13 protein-coding genes are annotated in these 16,363 nt (G+C 54.4%); 9 read left to right on the top strand and 4 right to left on the bottom strand.

Annotated features, from left to right (window positions below; translation table 11 throughout):
• Positions 1-305 precede the first annotated feature (305 nt).
• The gene (locus tag OY559_RS13530; protein ID WP_277726770.1) at positions 306-2,216 is read right to left on the bottom strand and encodes an AIPR family protein; all 1,911 of its coding nucleotides are present in this window, start codon (positions 2,214-2,216) and stop codon (positions 306-308) included.
• Between the two features lie 527 nt (positions 2,217-2,743).
• On the opposite strand from OY559_RS13530, the gene OY559_RS13525 reads away from it, so the two are divergent.
• Positions 2,744-6,901, top strand: coding sequence for an RHS repeat-associated core domain-containing protein (locus OY559_RS13525; protein WP_277726769.1), 4,158 nt, complete (start codon positions 2,744-2,746; stop codon positions 6,899-6,901).
• A 694-nt stretch (positions 6,902-7,595) separates the two neighbouring features.
• On the opposite strand, the gene OY559_RS13520 is transcribed toward OY559_RS13525, so the two are convergent.
• Together OY559_RS13520 and OY559_RS13515 are read right to left on the bottom strand one after the other, a co-directional pair.
• Positions 7,596-8,489: an NAD(P)/FAD-dependent oxidoreductase gene (locus OY559_RS13520; RefSeq protein WP_277726768.1), complete on the bottom strand. Its 894-nt coding sequence runs from the start codon at positions 8,487-8,489 to the stop codon at positions 7,596-7,598.
• Positions 8,486-8,932, bottom strand: coding sequence for an Rrf2 family transcriptional regulator (locus OY559_RS13515; RefSeq protein ID WP_277726767.1), 447 nt, complete (start codon positions 8,930-8,932; stop codon positions 8,486-8,488). Before OY559_RS13515 ends, OY559_RS13520 begins: the two co-directional genes overlap by 4 nt.
• Before the next feature lie 132 nt (positions 8,933-9,064).
• On the opposite strand from OY559_RS13515, the gene OY559_RS13510 reads away from it, so the two are divergent.
• Positions 9,065-9,559: a hypothetical protein gene (locus OY559_RS13510; RefSeq protein ID WP_277726766.1), complete on the top strand. Its 495-nt coding sequence runs from the start codon at positions 9,065-9,067 to the stop codon at positions 9,557-9,559.
• The gene (locus OY559_RS13505; protein WP_277726765.1) at positions 9,559-10,188 is read left to right on the top strand and encodes a TetR/AcrR family transcriptional regulator; all 630 of its coding nucleotides are present in this window, start codon (positions 9,559-9,561) and stop codon (positions 10,186-10,188) included. Before OY559_RS13510 ends, OY559_RS13505 begins: the two co-directional genes overlap by 1 nt.
• A gap of 253 nt (positions 10,189-10,441) precedes the next feature.
• Here OY559_RS13505 and OY559_RS13500 read toward each other — a convergent pair whose 3' ends face one another.
• Positions 10,442-11,581 (bottom strand): helix-turn-helix transcriptional regulator, encoded by a 1,140-nt coding sequence (locus OY559_RS13500; RefSeq protein WP_277726764.1) that lies wholly within the window; start codon positions 11,579-11,581, stop codon positions 10,442-10,444.
• A gap of 909 nt (positions 11,582-12,490) precedes the next feature.
• On the opposite strand from OY559_RS13500, the gene OY559_RS13495 reads away from it, so the two are divergent.
• From OY559_RS13495 to OY559_RS13470, 6 genes are all read left to right on the top strand, one after another.
• Positions 12,491-13,381 carry a hypothetical protein gene (locus OY559_RS13495; protein WP_277726761.1) on the top strand — a complete coding sequence of 297 codons (891 nt, stop codon included), beginning with the start codon at positions 12,491-12,493 and terminating at the stop codon, positions 13,379-13,381.
• Positions 13,378-14,187 carry a hypothetical protein gene (locus OY559_RS13490; protein ID WP_277726759.1) on the top strand — a complete coding sequence of 270 codons (810 nt, stop codon included), beginning with the start codon at positions 13,378-13,380 and terminating at the stop codon, positions 14,185-14,187. The genes OY559_RS13495 and OY559_RS13490 overlap by 4 nt, the downstream gene beginning before the upstream one ends.
• A 45-nt stretch (positions 14,188-14,232) precedes the next feature.
• Positions 14,233-14,481, top strand: coding sequence for a site-specific integrase (locus tag OY559_RS13485; protein WP_277726758.1), 249 nt, complete (start codon positions 14,233-14,235; stop codon positions 14,479-14,481).
• Between the two features lie 296 nt (positions 14,482-14,777).
• Positions 14,778-15,254 carry a hypothetical protein gene (locus tag OY559_RS13480; RefSeq protein WP_277726757.1) on the top strand — a complete coding sequence of 159 codons (477 nt, stop codon included), beginning with the start codon at positions 14,778-14,780 and terminating at the stop codon, positions 15,252-15,254.
• A 48-nt stretch (positions 15,255-15,302) separates the two neighbouring features.
• Positions 15,303-15,698, top strand: a complete 396-nt coding sequence (locus tag OY559_RS13475; protein ID WP_277726756.1) for an H-NS histone family protein — start codon at positions 15,303-15,305, stop codon at positions 15,696-15,698.
• An 18-nt stretch (positions 15,699-15,716) separates the two neighbouring features.
• Complete coding sequence (locus tag OY559_RS13470) at positions 15,717-16,145, top strand: P-loop NTPase family protein (protein ID WP_277726755.1); 429 nt, start codon at positions 15,717-15,719, stop codon at positions 16,143-16,145.
• Positions 16,146-16,363 lie beyond the last annotated feature (218 nt).

Raw genomic sequence — 16,363 nt, 5'->3', positions numbered from 1 at the left:
TCAGGGATGCAACGCGCATTCGAGCCCAATGCTCGTCGGTCCCGGCTTAAGGGATGTCACCCGCCACGGGCAGGGGCGCTGGGTCGGTCCGGTAGTGCTTGATCCGTAAGGGGATAAGGGTCGGGCCCAGCCAAAGGGGCCACGCATACGTTATGCGCCGCTCCCCTGATTTACCCCAATGCGGGTGATCCGCGTTACGGGGTATGGAAGTCCTAGAACGGTGCTGGAAATGCTGCCCCGAGCGCGCCGAAGTGGGGGATAGGGAGGATGAACTCCATACAGGGGGGGGGGCTAGTGTCCGCGTCCTAAGGAGCGGACAACTCTTCCTGCTTAGAATCCCATTCGGCTAGTCCATTCTTCATGTTGAAGAGAATGCGCTTACCTACTACAGGCTGATTCTTGGAGCTGTTTTTTACCTGCAGAATGAATGGGCCATATCGCACATTGAAGCTAGATGGGCTGAACGCACTTTCATCAACTATACCAACATAGTTTCCGTCGGAGAGCGTCGGAGGCGTTCTTGTGCTTTCACCAGCCGCCTCATTTCTCTTCTGTTGTGAGGCGGCTCGCACTTTAGAAAGCAGCTTCTTTGTGACGTCAGGAACTCGATTGTCATTACGCGCCAAGTTCTCTGCCTGAATCAGTCTTCGGGCTATCTCGTATGCTGAATCGAACTCTTCATCAATGCGGCCGAGAAGTTCCAGGAACTTCCTGTCATTAACTTCAGATCCCTTTCGAAGGTCAGGCGCTATCTGCTTTTTAATCAAAAGCGCAGTGTGATAAATCCAGTTAGACATCCATGCGTACTTTCCGCTAGCGGCCTTCACTCTGGCGCAGATGTGATGCGCTGCAAAGTACATTCCTGGGTAGTCGTGGGTTGCGAAGAGTTCGCTAGCCTGATCCTTGTTGTATTCCTGAAGCAGGGTGCCGTAGTAGTAGTGAACCTTATGAGGCTCTTCAAGCGCGACAGATATGAACGATTTGATTAGGAGTGGAGCAGAGACGATGTTGCTCTGAAAGATCCCAGCCATTCCATCGAACTGGTGTGGTCTGCGCTCATATCGATACTTGTAACCGGAAGAGCGCATTGCGTTGAAGAAGTCCTCAATGTTTCGGTGATAGGGACGAATGGTAGCTAGTGCCTCTTTCGTAACTTGAGACTGACTATTGGTGGTTGCAATGACCTTGCCACTGAGGTCTATGTCAGAAGTCTCGATAAGCTTTACCGTGATGTACATGTCATCACTAAGCAGGCTCTTGTTGTTGTACAAGACATGACTGGTCTGACAGCCGTTAACAACTTGGAAGCCCGAGAGTTTGAAGAAATCTCCCGATGGCGTGACACTCTTGGCTACGATGGTCACCCCGTTGTTAAGTATCGCAAACCTATTCCTTTCATCCTCTGTGCGGATGGTCTTTGCAATCTCCTCGTTAACCGAGTTGCTATCACCAAGATAGTCGCGCACGTTCTCGAAGAACAAGCCTTTATTGAGTTCTCCGCTCTCCTTCTCGACTAGGTTAACGTAGTCAATGCACTTAACCACTCCAATGTAAGCAGCTCTGGAGCCTTTGATGGGTGGGAGCGCGACATGGCGTTGAAATGAAATCTCCCTTTGGGTTTCATTCTGAGCCTCGCGATAGAGTCTGGCGATCGCATCTCCATCGTAGACGCGCCAGCTGACGTCACTGAAAAGGTATGGAAGATCTCTTATGGAGGTAGCTTGCGCCTCAATTACCGGGGCTGCAGTGTTTTTATCTAACGCATATTTTCCAGCGTATACGTAAGAAAGTGCAACCTGCGGGAGGCTTCGCAGCTTGGAGGCGCGGCTGTAGATGTGTTCTTTGATGTCAAAGGCATTACGAAGCTGTTCTGGCACCGCATTTCTATTCTTCTCAAAGAACAGTTTTACCGTACCTATGAACTTCAAGAACTCCCCCGAGTCAAAGTGGGAAGATGTCTTAGCCTGGGAGAACAGAAAACGGGCGTCGAAGTTGCCTTGAGTCAGCGCCTTGGCATCGTCTAGGTCATTTACGATGACTCCACCAATTGTTATGGCCACTCCATCAACGCCTATGCATGTGCCAGTTTCGACTTTGCTGAACTCGAACGAGTCGTAGTGGTCTGCTTTCCATAAGCAATAGTTGGAGAACTTCTCGAACTGGAGGTCCTGCTTTTCGCTTTGGAGCTCATAGCGATTCGCGAATTCCTGCAGCATTCCCGATAAAATTATGTTGTCCATTCCCTTCCCCGTGTGTGGCTTTCGCCCTGGCTCCTTTCTAGAGCAGCAGCCCGGTCGAAAATCCTGAATCTGTGTTTCGCGGTCGCTCCCCAGCGAGCAGGACGCGCTGACTACGTTGCATGCGCCCAAGCCGATCCTCCGCCCGAATGTGATGGGCGTCAAGTACGTTCAGGGCGTGGTAAATTCGTGTAGCGACAAGGGGTTCGTCAGCTACTCGTTAAACGCAATGTACGAATAGGGGTTGCGGCGTTCGCTGGGAGCATTGGAAGTCCTAGAACGGCGTTGGAAACCCAGCCCCGAGCGCGCCGAAGTGGGGCATCGGGCGGATGCACTCCATACAGGCGTCTCGCTCTATGGGCGTCGTCACCGTTGTACATGCGTTTACATCAGTTCCCGACTTCCCAAGACGGATCGGCTAGGAGTAGCTTCGCCGAAATTGGGTGTCCCACCGGGGTGGTGGACGCATGGACTCTGGCCTGCAAGGGGCTGGAATGGAGCGAAACATGTCAGTAGGAGCAGGCAAGCGTTGTGCCAATCAAGCACTTCGACTGTTGGTCTTGGGCATCCTGGTTTGGGCCCAAAGCCTAATGGCTCAAACGAGCGCGCCAGTGGATAAAACCCTTGATAGATTGAATGTAACTGGGTTCACAATTCAACAGCGTGAGCGATTTCATACGTACACCGGGATCTCGGTAATTCACGATATTCGCAACACATACAGCCCAACGTCGGCGACGATTTCATACGTTGCCCCTGTTACCGATGCCTCATCGCAACAAGGAAAATGCACCAGTACTCAGTCAAATGTTGTGGGTAATCCAATAACCATAACGAATGGCAACAAAGTTGAGACGGACACCGACTTCAGTACTGTAGAGGAGTACGGCCTCCATCTGACTAGGTCATGGAATCAGCGGCTGAACGATCGCGGACTATTTGGGTTCAACTGGATTTCCAACTTCGACAAAAAATTGATCTTTAGGTGGGAAAACGGACAGGTGTGCAATCCCATGCCTGGGGTGGCGTGTACAGCAAGTCCAGCACGACTCGTTCAAGTTCAAGCTCAGCGGCCAGATGGGAGCCGGGTTCTGGTGTATCAATGGGGGGCGCCTAACCCTCAAAACCTTTATCCAATCACCGGCAACATGACAGCCGGGTGGACGTTGAAAATAGATGGTGAGATCACCGAAACATACACCGGCGGTGGCTTCATCACGAGTGAAGCAAGCGGGCAGGGCATTGGCTGGGCATACACCTACGGTGGATCGAACGGAACGTATCTTCAGAAGGTCGCCCACACGAACGGCCGCGAAGTCGCGTTCGGTTGGTCAGGAAATCAAGTTAGCTCTGTAGTAGCTCCGAATGGAGCGACTTACACGTACACAAATACGAGCACACAGGCGACGGTAACCTATCCTGGATTGCCAGCAATGACAAATACGTACCATTTTCAGAATATTCCCGCAGTTGGGATGGGAGGGAAAGCGTACGTTGGAAAATCCATAAACGGCGTACGCTACTCGACGTTTGGTTACGATGCGGCAGGGAGGGCCAATCTTTCCGAGCACGCAGCTTCGGTCGACCGCGTATCTCTAATTTATTCTGCAGACTCCTCTGGAAACATCACAGGGGTGGCTGAGACAAACGCGCTGGGCAAGGTTGCGAATCATATCGTTTCAAACCGACAGATCGTTTCAACCGCCGGCTTAGCAAGTGCCAACTGCCAATCGAGTGCAAGGTCGTTCACTTATAGCTCTTTTGGAAGGGTTGATATCGTCGTGGATGACAATGGTGTTATGTCTGACTACGATTACAACTCAAGCGGTCAACTTACTCGCTTGGTTGAGGCAGTAGGCACCGCACAAGAGCGGACCACTACATATGTTTGGGATGTCGCTCCTAAGAATAGAATTCTAAGTCAGACTAGGCTTGGGGTATGGAAACGTAGCTTCTCGTACCATGCAAACGGAAGGTTGGCTACCGAATCTGTTGAGAATCTTTCAGGCTATGGTGTACCCAACCAAGTGCTTACCACAACCCATTCCTACACCTACCATTCCAATGGGATGGTCGCAACTCATGTGGTTCAAGCGCCTGGCGTCGATCCAGTCACGCATGCTTACACGACGAAAGGCGAATTGTCGTCAGTAACCAATAGCCAAGGACACGCTACGTCGTTCTCGGGTTTCAATGGGCTTGGGCAGCCGACTTCCCGTACCGGTCCGAATGGCGATCTGACGTCATACCAGTATGATGTTCGCGGCCGTCTGCTCAGCAGCACAAGTTACCCAAATGGGACTGCTCCTGCCGTCACGTCCTACACATACGGCACAAACGGACTTGTTGCGAGTATTACTTCGCCAGATGCTGTAACCACATACTACTTGTATGACGCGGCTCTGAGGAACGTGCTCCAGTATCGGTCCGTGGGTGGCTCGTATGAGTACGCCGTGAAGACCTTTGACATTGCCTCGAATATAAAGCGGATCCGGCTAGGTAGGAGTGTCAGCATTCCAACCCCAGCGACCACATCTGGCACTACTCAACTGCGTGAGTATGACTATGACGAGTTGTCGCGTTTGATCGGTGAGAGAGGAAACTATGGTCATAACATTCGGTTCACATATGACCTGTTGGGGAATCTGAAGAGCGTCGTTGATTCTTTGGGTCGGCCGGAGACTTACTTCTACGACGCACTTAATCGGAGAGTTAGGGTAGTAGACAGAGAAAATAAATCCTCTTACTACAACTACGATGGTAGTGATGAGCTGATACAGGTCACTGATCCGCGTGGGAAGGTCACGAGCTATATCTACGACGGACTCGGGCAGCTTTGGGCGCAGTACAGTCCTGATACGGGCACGACGACTTTTCAGCACAACGCCTACGGTCAGTTGGCTACCGTTACTCGCAACAACGGTAGCGCCATCTCCTACAATTACGACGGTCTCGGGCGGGTCACGTGGTTTGGCAATGCTGGAGAAGGTCGCGGCTTCGGTTACGACTGGTGCACGAATGGTAAGGGCCGGCTTTGCAACGTTGAGGCAAACGGCAGCACAGTTCATTTTGCCTATCAGCCAGATGGGCGGATCAGCGTACGGCGAGAGCTAACTACCGCATTCGGTGTGCAAAGCGACTACTGGACGCACTACTACTATGACGTCTATGGTCGATTGAACTCGTTGACATATCCCAATGGTGTCGCGGTCGGCTACGGCTACGCGGACGGCAAGATGCTGACCATGACGGTCAACATCGGGGGCAACGTGTCGTTAGTAGTGTCCGACACCAAGTACATGCCCTTTGGTGCGTCGGTCGAGACGACCTACGGCAATGGACTGAAGAGGAATCGTCCACGCGATCTCGATGGACGGTTGACGGCCAGCGCAGTGCTGAACGGGGCAACGCCGATCCAGAGCCTGTCGTACGCTTACGATGCGGACAATCAGATCAGTCAGCTGACCAATGCGGTCAGCTTGGGCCTGTCGCAGACGTACGGGTACGATGCAAATTTCCGCCTCACTGGCGTCACGTCCGGGTCTGGGAACCAGTCCTTCAGCTATGACGCCAATGGCAACCGCACGTCGGCGTCGGGGGCAACATTCGGGGCGGGGACCTACTCCATTGAAAGCAGCAGCAATCGCGTGTCGTTGCTGACAGGCACATCTCCCAGCAGGCCTGTCGAGTATCAGTACGATACGCTGGGCAATCTCACCTGGACGCACGATCATGGGAGATACATCGCCAGCTACGGCTATGGCACGTATCTGAACATGACAGCTGCTTCGCATTTTAACGGGAGCACCACTGAAAGCATCGGTTACGGCTACAACGCCTTCAGCGAGCGTGTGTGGAAGTCGGCACCAAGTCACGGGTATTACCGTTACGTGTATGGCCCTGGCAGTCGCTTGATGAGCGAGCACAAGGACAATGGTGATGTGTGGACCAATTACTTGTGGTTTGGTGGTGAGCTTGTCGGCATCACACGTGGCAGCCAGGTGTATTGGGTGCACAATGACCACCTTGGCCGCCCTGAGGTCGCGACCAATAGCGCCAAGGCTGTGGTGTGGCGTGCCAGCAACTACGCGTTCGACCGTACGGTGACGCTGGACAGCATTGGGGGCTTGAACATCGGCTTCCCCGGTCAGTACTACGATCAGGAGACGGGGCTCTGGTACAACGTCAACCGGTACTACGATGCACGGCTGGGGCGATATACGCAGTCTGATCCGATTGGGTTGGGGGGTGGGTTGAATACTTATGGGTATGTGGGTGGTAATCCGATAAGCAATACTGATCCTCTTGGATTGCAACAAGTTCCCCGAGTTGACCAGCAAGGCTTTGTTACGCACAGTCGACTACAAACTGCGCAAGCAAACCTCCGCAACATGGATCTGCGGGATGCAGCAGCGAGTTGGCTGCAAGAGGTGGGAGTGTTCTGGAAGTGTGTGGGTAGAGCGGCGGGCAGCGAGTTCATTGGCGAGACTGCGACAGAAGCGATTATCAACGTACACGAAGACGCGGTGATGGCTGGCCTTGAACAAGGTTTAAAGGAGGGGGGGAAGAAGTGCGCGGCCAAGGTGGTTGGAGTGATTGGTGCGCTCCAGACATTCTCTGATGCAGCAAAGGCTGGTTGGAAGGCAGGGGACTGCGTGAACTAATGGCCACTAAGCAGCCAACAAGCGTCATGGGCATCGTTTGTGTTGCGTTGGCCGTGCTCATATTTGTAGCGAATCGTATGTATCGAACTTCGAGCCGTAACGGTCTTGACTTCTTTTCGATTGAGACCTTGGTGCAGAGTTGGCCATATTGGATGGGTGCTGGGTTGGGATTGATCCTCATAGCGTTGTGGTACGCCCTTAGGCGCTAGCTGGGTTCACCTATGTGAGGATTTTCACTTCCGTTTCGAAGAGCAGTTGCGATGGCTTCTGAGAACAATGCCAGGGATCTGGGGGGAGTCGACAGGCGACTAATGCCACTGAGTCGACTTTGGGGAATGCAGGCTATAGGTGGATCTCGTCAAGCCGTCGCATAAGTCCCCTGGCTTCCCAGCGGCTTACCGCCAATCCCCAACACCCCCACATTGACCCGCCCCCGCCCCAACCCCTAAAATTCGCGGCTCCGCCGGAATAGCTCAGTTGGTAGAGCGGCGCATTCGTAAAGCCTCCAGCGCAGTTCCGAAGCGATGTTTACATGCAACACCGAACAAGGCCCGCTAACGCGGGCCTTTGTTTTTTCAGGTGTTTCCAGACAATGCGGATGTAACGCATCCAGGCTCTAAATCGACGGTTTCGACCGAAGTCGGCTTAGTTCCGGCTTCGGGAATTCGTCCACTTTTGACATGTCTTGTGATCGTTAGCTATCAGGCCAAACCAGAGACCGATGAATCTGAGCGCCTGCCCACGCACCATCCCCAACAGCCAGAGAAACCGAGTGGGGGACACGAGCAGCATCACCACACGCGAAGACGCCAGCGATGTTGGTTTCCTTTGTCTCGCTGGTCTGGATCTGCGTACCCATCGGGGTTTCAGCGAGAGCGCAACCGAGTTCATCCGCTATAGGTGTCGACGGTGCGTTTTTTGAGGCAGTAAACAGACCCGCGAATCCGAGACGCCTGCCGTCCGTCAGCACCACATCGGCATGTCCCTCAATCCGATCGATGCGTGCTGCTTCCACGGTCACGCCGCGCTTCGAGAGATCCTGCAGTATGGGCTCTTCCAGCTCCACCACGCCATTGGTGAGGAAGGTCACTGATCCCCACTCAGGCAGTAGCTGCGCTTGGTGAATGGACATGGGGTTTGCCGCGATCACGCCAATCTGCCCCTGATCCAGCTCATACCCATGACAGTAGGGGCAATGAAAGACACTGGTTCCCCATCGCTCGGCCAAACCCTTGATGTCCGGCAGCGTGTCAGAGACGCCCGTCGCCAGAAGCAGGCGGCGAGCACCGTAAGCCTCGCCTGTAGACGTCTCGACGGTGAAAGCATCACGCGATCCAGACGCCTTCACTGCAAGATCGTCTACCCACGACAACGTCGGATAGGCCTCCAACTGCGTCCGTGCCGTGCTGGCAATGACGGCAGGATCTGCGCCGTCTTGGGATAGGAATCCGTGCGAGTGCGAGGCGGCCCTGTTACGCCGCTTGCCCGCATCAATGACCAGCACGCTGCGTCGTGCGCGTACAAGCTGTAACGCAGCAGCCATGCCGGCATAGCTGCCACCTACCACGATGACGTCGTAGTTCTTCATGGGGTCTCCTTCTCGATGTGCGCCTTATGTCGGCGTGCAAAGTCAGCCGCTAGATCGGCCAGAGACACCGAAGCGAAGCGCTCAAGGAGTAATGACTCGGCTTCGTTGAATGCGTCATTCAGGGCGGCGTTGACGGCCTGCTCAACCAGACAGGCAGGGTTCTCGTGCCGGTTCCCCATCGCGAACAATGCCGGCTCGCCCAGCGCCTCATGCAGTTGGCGCAGGCTGACCTGGGATAAATCGGCTTTGATGTGCCAACCACCCGCGTGCCCTCGTGCCGAGGCGACCAGCCCTGCCTCGCGAAGCAAACCCATCGTTCGACGGACGACGACCGGGTTCGTGCTCAGGCATAGCGCCAGCTCATCCGAGGTCATCGGTTCGGTGCGCTCTGCCATGTGCAGCAGGGCGTGAAGCACGGCAGAAAGTCGACTGTCTCTTTTCATGTAACAAAGGATGTTACGTATACAGGTGAGCGTCAATCCCGCCTGTGGCCTTAACCACCTATTGTTCTCTGATTGACGAAGCTACCTACCAGTAGGTAGATTACATCCTCCTTCACTAGGTTCGCTCCCCTTATGGGCATTTCACCAATCGGTTGGCTGCACACGCTGGGAAGCCTTCCCGCGATCCCGCTCGCGATCTACATGCTGGCCAAGCACGGTCGGATCGCGCCTGAGACCAAACCCGGTCGCGCGTACTTCTGGTTCATGCTGCTGGGTGTGCTCACGGTCTATCCGATCGCCCACCAGCCGGTGAGCTCCATCGTCGCCACTGTCACGTTGGTGTTCCTGCTGATCGGATATGGCATCGCGCTAGTGCGACCGGCAAGGCGGCTGTGGACGTACATCCAGACGATTTCACTCAGTGTCACCGTCTTCCTTCTGATGGTGCCCACCGTGAGTGAAAGCCTGCGTAGGCTTCCTGTTGGTGACCCGCTGGTGACAGACTTGAAGGATCCGCTGCTCTTGGGTGTCCAAGGCGCGCTGTTCCTTGCGCTGATTGTGGGCATCCCATTGCAAGTACGAGCGCTGTACAAGCAGCGTTTCCATCGAGACCAGGTAGCCCATTGATGTCGTCTGCAGAAGCCCAGCCTCAGTATTCGCCGAAGGCCCAAGAGATCATCCAGCGGACCAACGAGCTGTTGGCTTTGGGTGGATACAACGGCTTCAGCTATGCCGACATTGCCGAGCTGGTAGACGTCAGAAAGGCCAGCATCCACCATCATTTCCCGGCCAAGGTGGATTTGGTCAAAGCGACTGTCGCCCAGCATCGGCAGGCAATGAGGCAAGGACTACAGTCGCTCCACCAGTCGATTCCAGATCCCTACGCACGATTGGTGGCCTACAGTCGCTACTGGGCCGACTGCATCCAAGAGTCGAACCCACCCATATGCATCTGTGCGCTCCTTGCTGCTGAACTGCCGGCGATCCCTGTTGAGGTGGCCGACGAGGTCACGGGGCACTTCAATGACCTGCAAGCATGGCTTGCTCAGACGATGGAGGAGGGGGCGGTCAAGGGTGTGATGCGCTTGGTCGAAACTCCCTCCGCAGAGGCAGCGATGTTCATGGCATCTGTCCATGGGGCGATGCTCTCGGCCCGTGCCATGGGAAATGCTCTGGTCTTCTGGCAGATCGCGAAGCTTTCAACGGACCGCCTTCGACTGACTCCCGGCTCCGGCGAAGGACTGTCGCATTCGTAATGCATCAGGGAATACACCCGTGTCCGCGGGAATCGCCAAATTGCACAAGGCCCGCTAACGCGGGCCTTTGTTTTTACAGGTGCTTCCAATGAATGCGGACAAGGATCCTCCACGCGCAGGTTCTTTGCTTTCGGTGTAAGTCGGCTTAGTCCCGGCTTCGGCCGGTTGACAGCTTCCGACCCAAGGTAAGCATCGGCGCGAACGCGTCCGGTCTAGGTTGAGGGCTTGACAGGGTCTGCGCGGCGCTAAAGCCTCACATGCGAGCCGCCGCACGCAACAGGCGTTCGGAGGCCAGCAGAAGCTCTGTTTGTTTCGTTACACCAACTTTACAGAACGCGTGTTGTATATGGGTTCTCACTGTTGAAATGGAAATACCAAGCTCGTCTGAAGTCCGTTCTGGACTGGCCGTGCTTAGAAGGCTGCATACAACACACGCTTCTGCGCGTGATAGGCCGAATCCAGCCTCCAAAGCAAGTCGATCACATTCATAAGAAGTGGGGGCGCCAATCATTCTGATTGATGCAAACACCAGACTAGAGCAGGCGGGGCGTTCCACCCTAGAGGCCGGATGTATCTGAAGCGCATATCGATGACCCCCAGAAGAGTTCACAACCCAAGGTCCTACCGCTGAACCTGTAGCAAGACAGCGGGTAACGGATGTGCTGATCCAAGCCCTCACGAGCCTCTTTTTCACTCTTAGATATCGTCCTACAAGCGGCATCTCTGAGACGCCTAGCAGAAGAAGTGCGGAAGCCGCTGCGTCATTGATATGGACAATTTTTTGTGAATCGCTCAGCAGTACTAATCCGACGCCGAGCCCACCGAGGAGCTTTCCATAAGATTCTCTTACAAAACTGTTTGTGTCAGCCATCTGCGAGACTCGATAAGCGGCCTTCAAGTGAGGAAGAAGTCTAGGCAGTGATCGCCGTTCGCTCGGTGTGAATGGTCCTTCGCCTCTGGATCTATTGAGTGACAAAACGATCTTCTCGCAGTTGAACCCGTGTTGCAGCAAGAACCCAACGCCATGACGAATATCCAGGGGGGCGAGAAAATCTAGATAGTATGGGAGCTTGATCAGATCATTCTCAGTAATGCAATCGTCTCCATCGCTGTACCCTTGTGCCTCCATTATCCTCATGCCGCGCTGAAGCCACTCATTCTTCCCTCGCCAATTTTGGTTGTAATCGGAAATTAAACGCTCCACCTCTTTGCCTGATGCAGGCCCCGAAACCTGTAGGGCGCTCCCGGCGGGTGTGCCATCAAGATGTAGACCAGCCATATGGCATCTTAGAAGCCCTGCAATTGGTGCGACGGCTTCGATAAACGGGGCCCCCTCCGCTGCCGCCCCGTACAGAAGGGCCAGCGCCTTTTCGAGTCCGTTGTCCTCGAGCATCTAGCCTCCCACTAGGGCTCCCATGCCCTCGCTCTGGTCACGCTATGTCGTGACAGGATCGGCCAGCCGCTCATCAGAATTGATGATGCGAATAGCTCGCCGAGCGAGTATTAACTCCCTAACTACTTGAATCTAACGTCGTTTCACACGTCTTCGGCTGCGGTGTAACTCAAGTTACCAAAGTCACCTCAGCGTATAGTTGTTGGGAAGATCGAGGGTGTGTGCGGTACTGAGGGCCGATGGGTAGCCGAAAGTCACATATCGTCTAAAGGGAGGGGGAGTATGAGGTGCGCCACGCTAATGCTGGGTGCTTTGTTGCTGGTGGCCTGTAGCCCAGAGGGCCCGAAGACATCCACCTTCACTCCCCAATTGGCAAAAGGGGAGTTTGTAGTACACGCACCAGGTGGTAGTGGGTTCGGAGACTGGTCCGATAAGGTCTACTGCTCCAACGAGAGCTACGCAGTTGGATTCAGTTTGCAGATTGAAGACAGTTGTGGGGGCGGATGTGACGACACGGCACTCAATGGCGTCCGAGTCCTGTGCTCAAACGGAACTACAGTTGAGTCCGGGCATAGAGTATGGGGAGGCTGGAGGGCGCCGCAAGCGTGCGCAGCGGGTGAAGCCGCTTACGCGTACTCACTTGGAGTAGAACACTACTTGGGGGGTGGAGAAGACGACACCAGTGCGAACTCGCTAAAGGTGCGCTGTAGAAAGATTGGTTCCTACGACGTGCCGACCACTGATCTAGCAATTCATGGTCCATTCGCAGACACGTGGACGGCGTGGGCTCGATGTCCTGTAAACAGCGTGATTGTTGGACTGCTAACGCGAGATGAGAAATCGCAAGGGTCCGGCGACGACACTGCGACAAACGACGTAATGTTCATCTGTTCTCGCAGGAGCTGAATCATGAAACTGAGGATTACGGTGTTGGTCTCGTGTGCTCTGATGGCGGCGTGCTCTGGAAAGCCCCTCAAGCTGGTTGCTCCGGTGGACGCGTATGTGTGCTTCCCTGCGAGCGAGCAATGTGCGGATGATCCAGTGCCTACCATGTGGGCTCCCTTACTAAGGAGTAATCTGAAGGACGTCACTGGCGAGTCAGAGGTGTCACTTCCAGTCTTAGCAAGCCCATACGCGTCTGATGCAGTAAAAGGCATAGGGGCGCTTCCACTGTGGGCGGGGCACGTATGCCCCACGGTTAAGAAGGTTATTCCGATTGCAAACGGTCAGTTGAAAATTGATGGCGAGAGTGATCTCCATAAGAGCATATCAATAGACAGATCCGGATCTTGCGCCAACTACTACTCTCCTCTTCTGATATCTCAACTAATTGAGGATCTGAAGAAGCTGAGTTTCGCAATTGATACCTGTGAGAGAACCGCCCAGGCGCTGGATCGGCAGAGAAATATACTTGGAATTGAAGATGAGATCGCTGATCCGGACATCGCAGTTGATCTGACAATGTCGGCTCTGAGTCGTAAGGACATGGAAAGGTTGTCTCTGCCGAAAGCTCAGATAGATGACTACTCAGAAAACAAAGAAACGATAATAAGTGGAAAAGACAAGATTCGCTCTCAAATGAGAGCGCAGATTCTTGACTATGACTACATAAATCGAATGTCCGATGCAGTGCTGAGGGTTGAGCTTGCCTATGGCGGTGTCGAGCGTCAACTTTTCCTAATAACAAAAACTAGCGTCGTTGAGTGTGGTGATACTGAAAAGGTTACGCCGTTGGTTAGAAGCGGTGATTGGGTCACAAAGGGTACTGATGTACTTAGCGTTAAGCGGAGAGGGCAATGAGCTTCTTGGGAGGGGTTCATGTTTGTTCACTACTCCTCGGGTCGTTGCTAACGATGCAGAACGCCAACGCATGCACGCTATTTCAGTGCGGTGGAGCGACCTCTTATGGCAGTTATGATGTTTCGGAGTTGCCCCAAGATCATGATGATCCACCAGACCACAGCGACCCGCCAAATACTCCTGGCGATGGCCCCGATAAGCCGGACGATGGAGGCGAGGGTGACGAGGGGGAGGATGATGGATCTTCTGATCCGTCCCTACTTGGCCGGTATGGTGCTACCGAAGATGAGCAGGAGAGTGGAGAAGCGATAGTAGATTATGCGTTGGATGGAACTCCTCTCGGTAAGAAATTTAGTTTGGAGGATGAGTTTGAGACCACGCTAGAGATGACAAAGCGGTTCTCCGGCGATGTAATGGCGATGAAGGGGTTCCAGAGCTTCAAAGATTCAGCGAATAGGCGAGGATTCGGCACCGGCTATGAGGAGGGCGTGGAAACAGCATACAAACTTGAACCGGGAATTGATTTCGCGGTTGATACGTTGATGTCAGTGCTTGATGCGATGGTAGTAAAAATGGTGATTGATTCGGCTGGCATGGGCATTCCTGCCGCTGCGCTCTACTTCAGCAAAGGTAGGTCAACGCTTCAGGCGGCAGCGAAAGAGGCGGCGCTTGCCGTAGGAATTGTTGGTCTTCAGCTTGGTCATGATGCAGCGGATTACATTGGCGAAATGATAAACGATTCGTTAAGTTCCGAGCGAGAGGATTACGAGAAGATGGAGCGAGTTAATCCTGGAATAATTCCTTGACTACCATGTCGTTCGCCAACTGGGGCCAGTCCTCCGCGCAGCAATGTGGGCAAGATCCAGAAGCGGCTGGCGTATGCCTTCCGCAAAGCCGGCATGTCCGACCCGCGCAAGACGGCTGCCCATAGCTTCCGGCATACCGTCTCACAGTGCCTGAAGTCCCTGCGGATCGAGGACTACGTCATTGCCGAACTTCTTGGACATGAGCATGGGCACATCTCCGTCGGCCGGTACGGCGGACGGTCCGACCTGCCCATGCTCCATACCGTTCTGGCCCGCCTGCGGCTGCCACTTTGAGTCCCCCACCGGATGGTAAGGCAGCCGGCTCTTACGAAGGACCGACGCATTCGTAAAGCCTCCAGCGCAGTTCCGAAGCGATGGTTACAAGCAACACCGAACAAGGCCCGCTAACGCGGGCCTTTGTTTTTCCAGGTGTTTCCATTGGATGCGGACGAGGACCGTCCATGGTCGGAATCGACGCTTAGTTGGCGAGTTGGCTTAGTGCCGGCTTCGCATTCTCGGCCCATTGCCGCCTAAGATTCACCTCAGGCTGGAGCTGGACTGCTGGCATAATTCGGGAAGTGGGGTGAACAATGATCCGAGTCTCGTCGATCCTTGGTTGGTCGTTCGCGGTCTTCACGGGAAGCCTGCATGCACAGGATTTGCAGACAGTTGATGGGGAGCCCGAAACAGTCGGTCGCTACCTGCTTTCGATGCCAGCGCGCACGTTGGACCCAATCATCGAGCATTGTTCCCAGAAGCTCCCCGAGCTAAGGGAACCGTTGATGAAGGAAAGGGCGGGATTTTTCGTCAAACTTAGCGAGGCGAATAAGCCCCTGTTGGAGCAATTGAATGACGACCCTGAGTTCAATGCGCCTATGCAAGAAGCGATACAGCAGCGCGTACAGACGTTCAACGATGGCGCGCTCGGAAAGTTTAAGCAGCTCAACCCCGCCGTCGTATGTCCGACAGTGCTGGAAAACATCCAAGGCGCTACGATAGATAACCTTGCCCAAGTGGTACAGGATACATATCGAGCCTACCTGCCAGTCGTTCGAGAGAAGAACTGACGGCAGTCAGGTTGTCCCAGTTTGCGTGCAACATGAGGTTTCAACCGAATGACCAAACCGACCCTCGACTCCATCGCCACGGCTAAGGCCAAGTTGGAGGAGGAACTCCGCAAGCTGGAAGAACAGGAAGTCCAGCTACGCCAGCAACAGTCGGCTGACGCCTATTCCGAGGTCATCAGCCTATTGAGCCAATACGGGTCATTGTTCACAGCCAAGCAAAAGGCCGAAATCGTTACGGCCGTGGGTGCGTCTAGCCCAAGCCGACCCAAGAAGTCCCCCGTAGGCAGAGAAGTCGCTCCGAAGTACTGGCTGCCGCATTCCGGGGAAACTTGGACTGGTCGAGGTCGCCCGCCCCGTGCTTTCACGGCGTGGGAGGGCACGGCTGCCTATAAGGAATGGAAGGCAAGGCACCCGAACGAGAAATTCCCTAAGTTCCCAGGCTAAGGCGAAAGGCGACCCAGCGTGAAGAAGCGACTAATTGCATTGCGGGGCAAGAGCGGAGTTGGAAAAAGTACCTCGATACACATCCTCTATAGGTTGCTTCTCGAAGGGCCAGGGGCGAAGACACTGAGCTTCGAGAAGTACGGCCGACTCTTAGATTTTCGCGCGATTGTTGAGTTGCATGGTTTCAAAATTGGTATCGTCAACAGAGGTGATGTCGCCGACAAGCTTAATGACTACATCTCGATGCTTGCGGCGGAGTCATGTCAGGTGATTGTTTGCGCTGCACGAACAAAGGGTGACGTAACAGGTGTTCTTGCTTCATACAGTAGAAGATTCGTTCTGACTGAGCTTGCGAAGACCGAGAGCGATGACAAAATTGCACCAGTATCAGACCTTGCAGCTGCGCATCAACTCGCAGCGCATGTGTATGGATCGCTCTTCGATTAGTCGTTGCTGCGGTTTGACTTGGACGAAGAGCCGAGCGCGGGGTCAATGATTCGAGAGGTAATCGCCAGGATGAGCCTGCCTATTTAGGCCTCGCCAAGAGAGGGTCTCGGAGTCTGCGGCTCTAAAATGAAGGGTTGATCCTCCAGCGGGCAGCGTGAGCCGTACTTGTTGGCGGGCGCGTGTGCCCATATGATCGGCGCGGGCGCTTTGCGGCGATT

The sequence above is a fragment of the Pseudoxanthomonas sp. SE1 genome, assembly GCF_029542205.1.
Classification (GTDB): Bacteria; Pseudomonadota; Gammaproteobacteria; order Xanthomonadales; family Xanthomonadaceae; genus Pseudoxanthomonas_A.
This window is presented reverse-complemented; position numbering and strand designations above follow the sequence as displayed.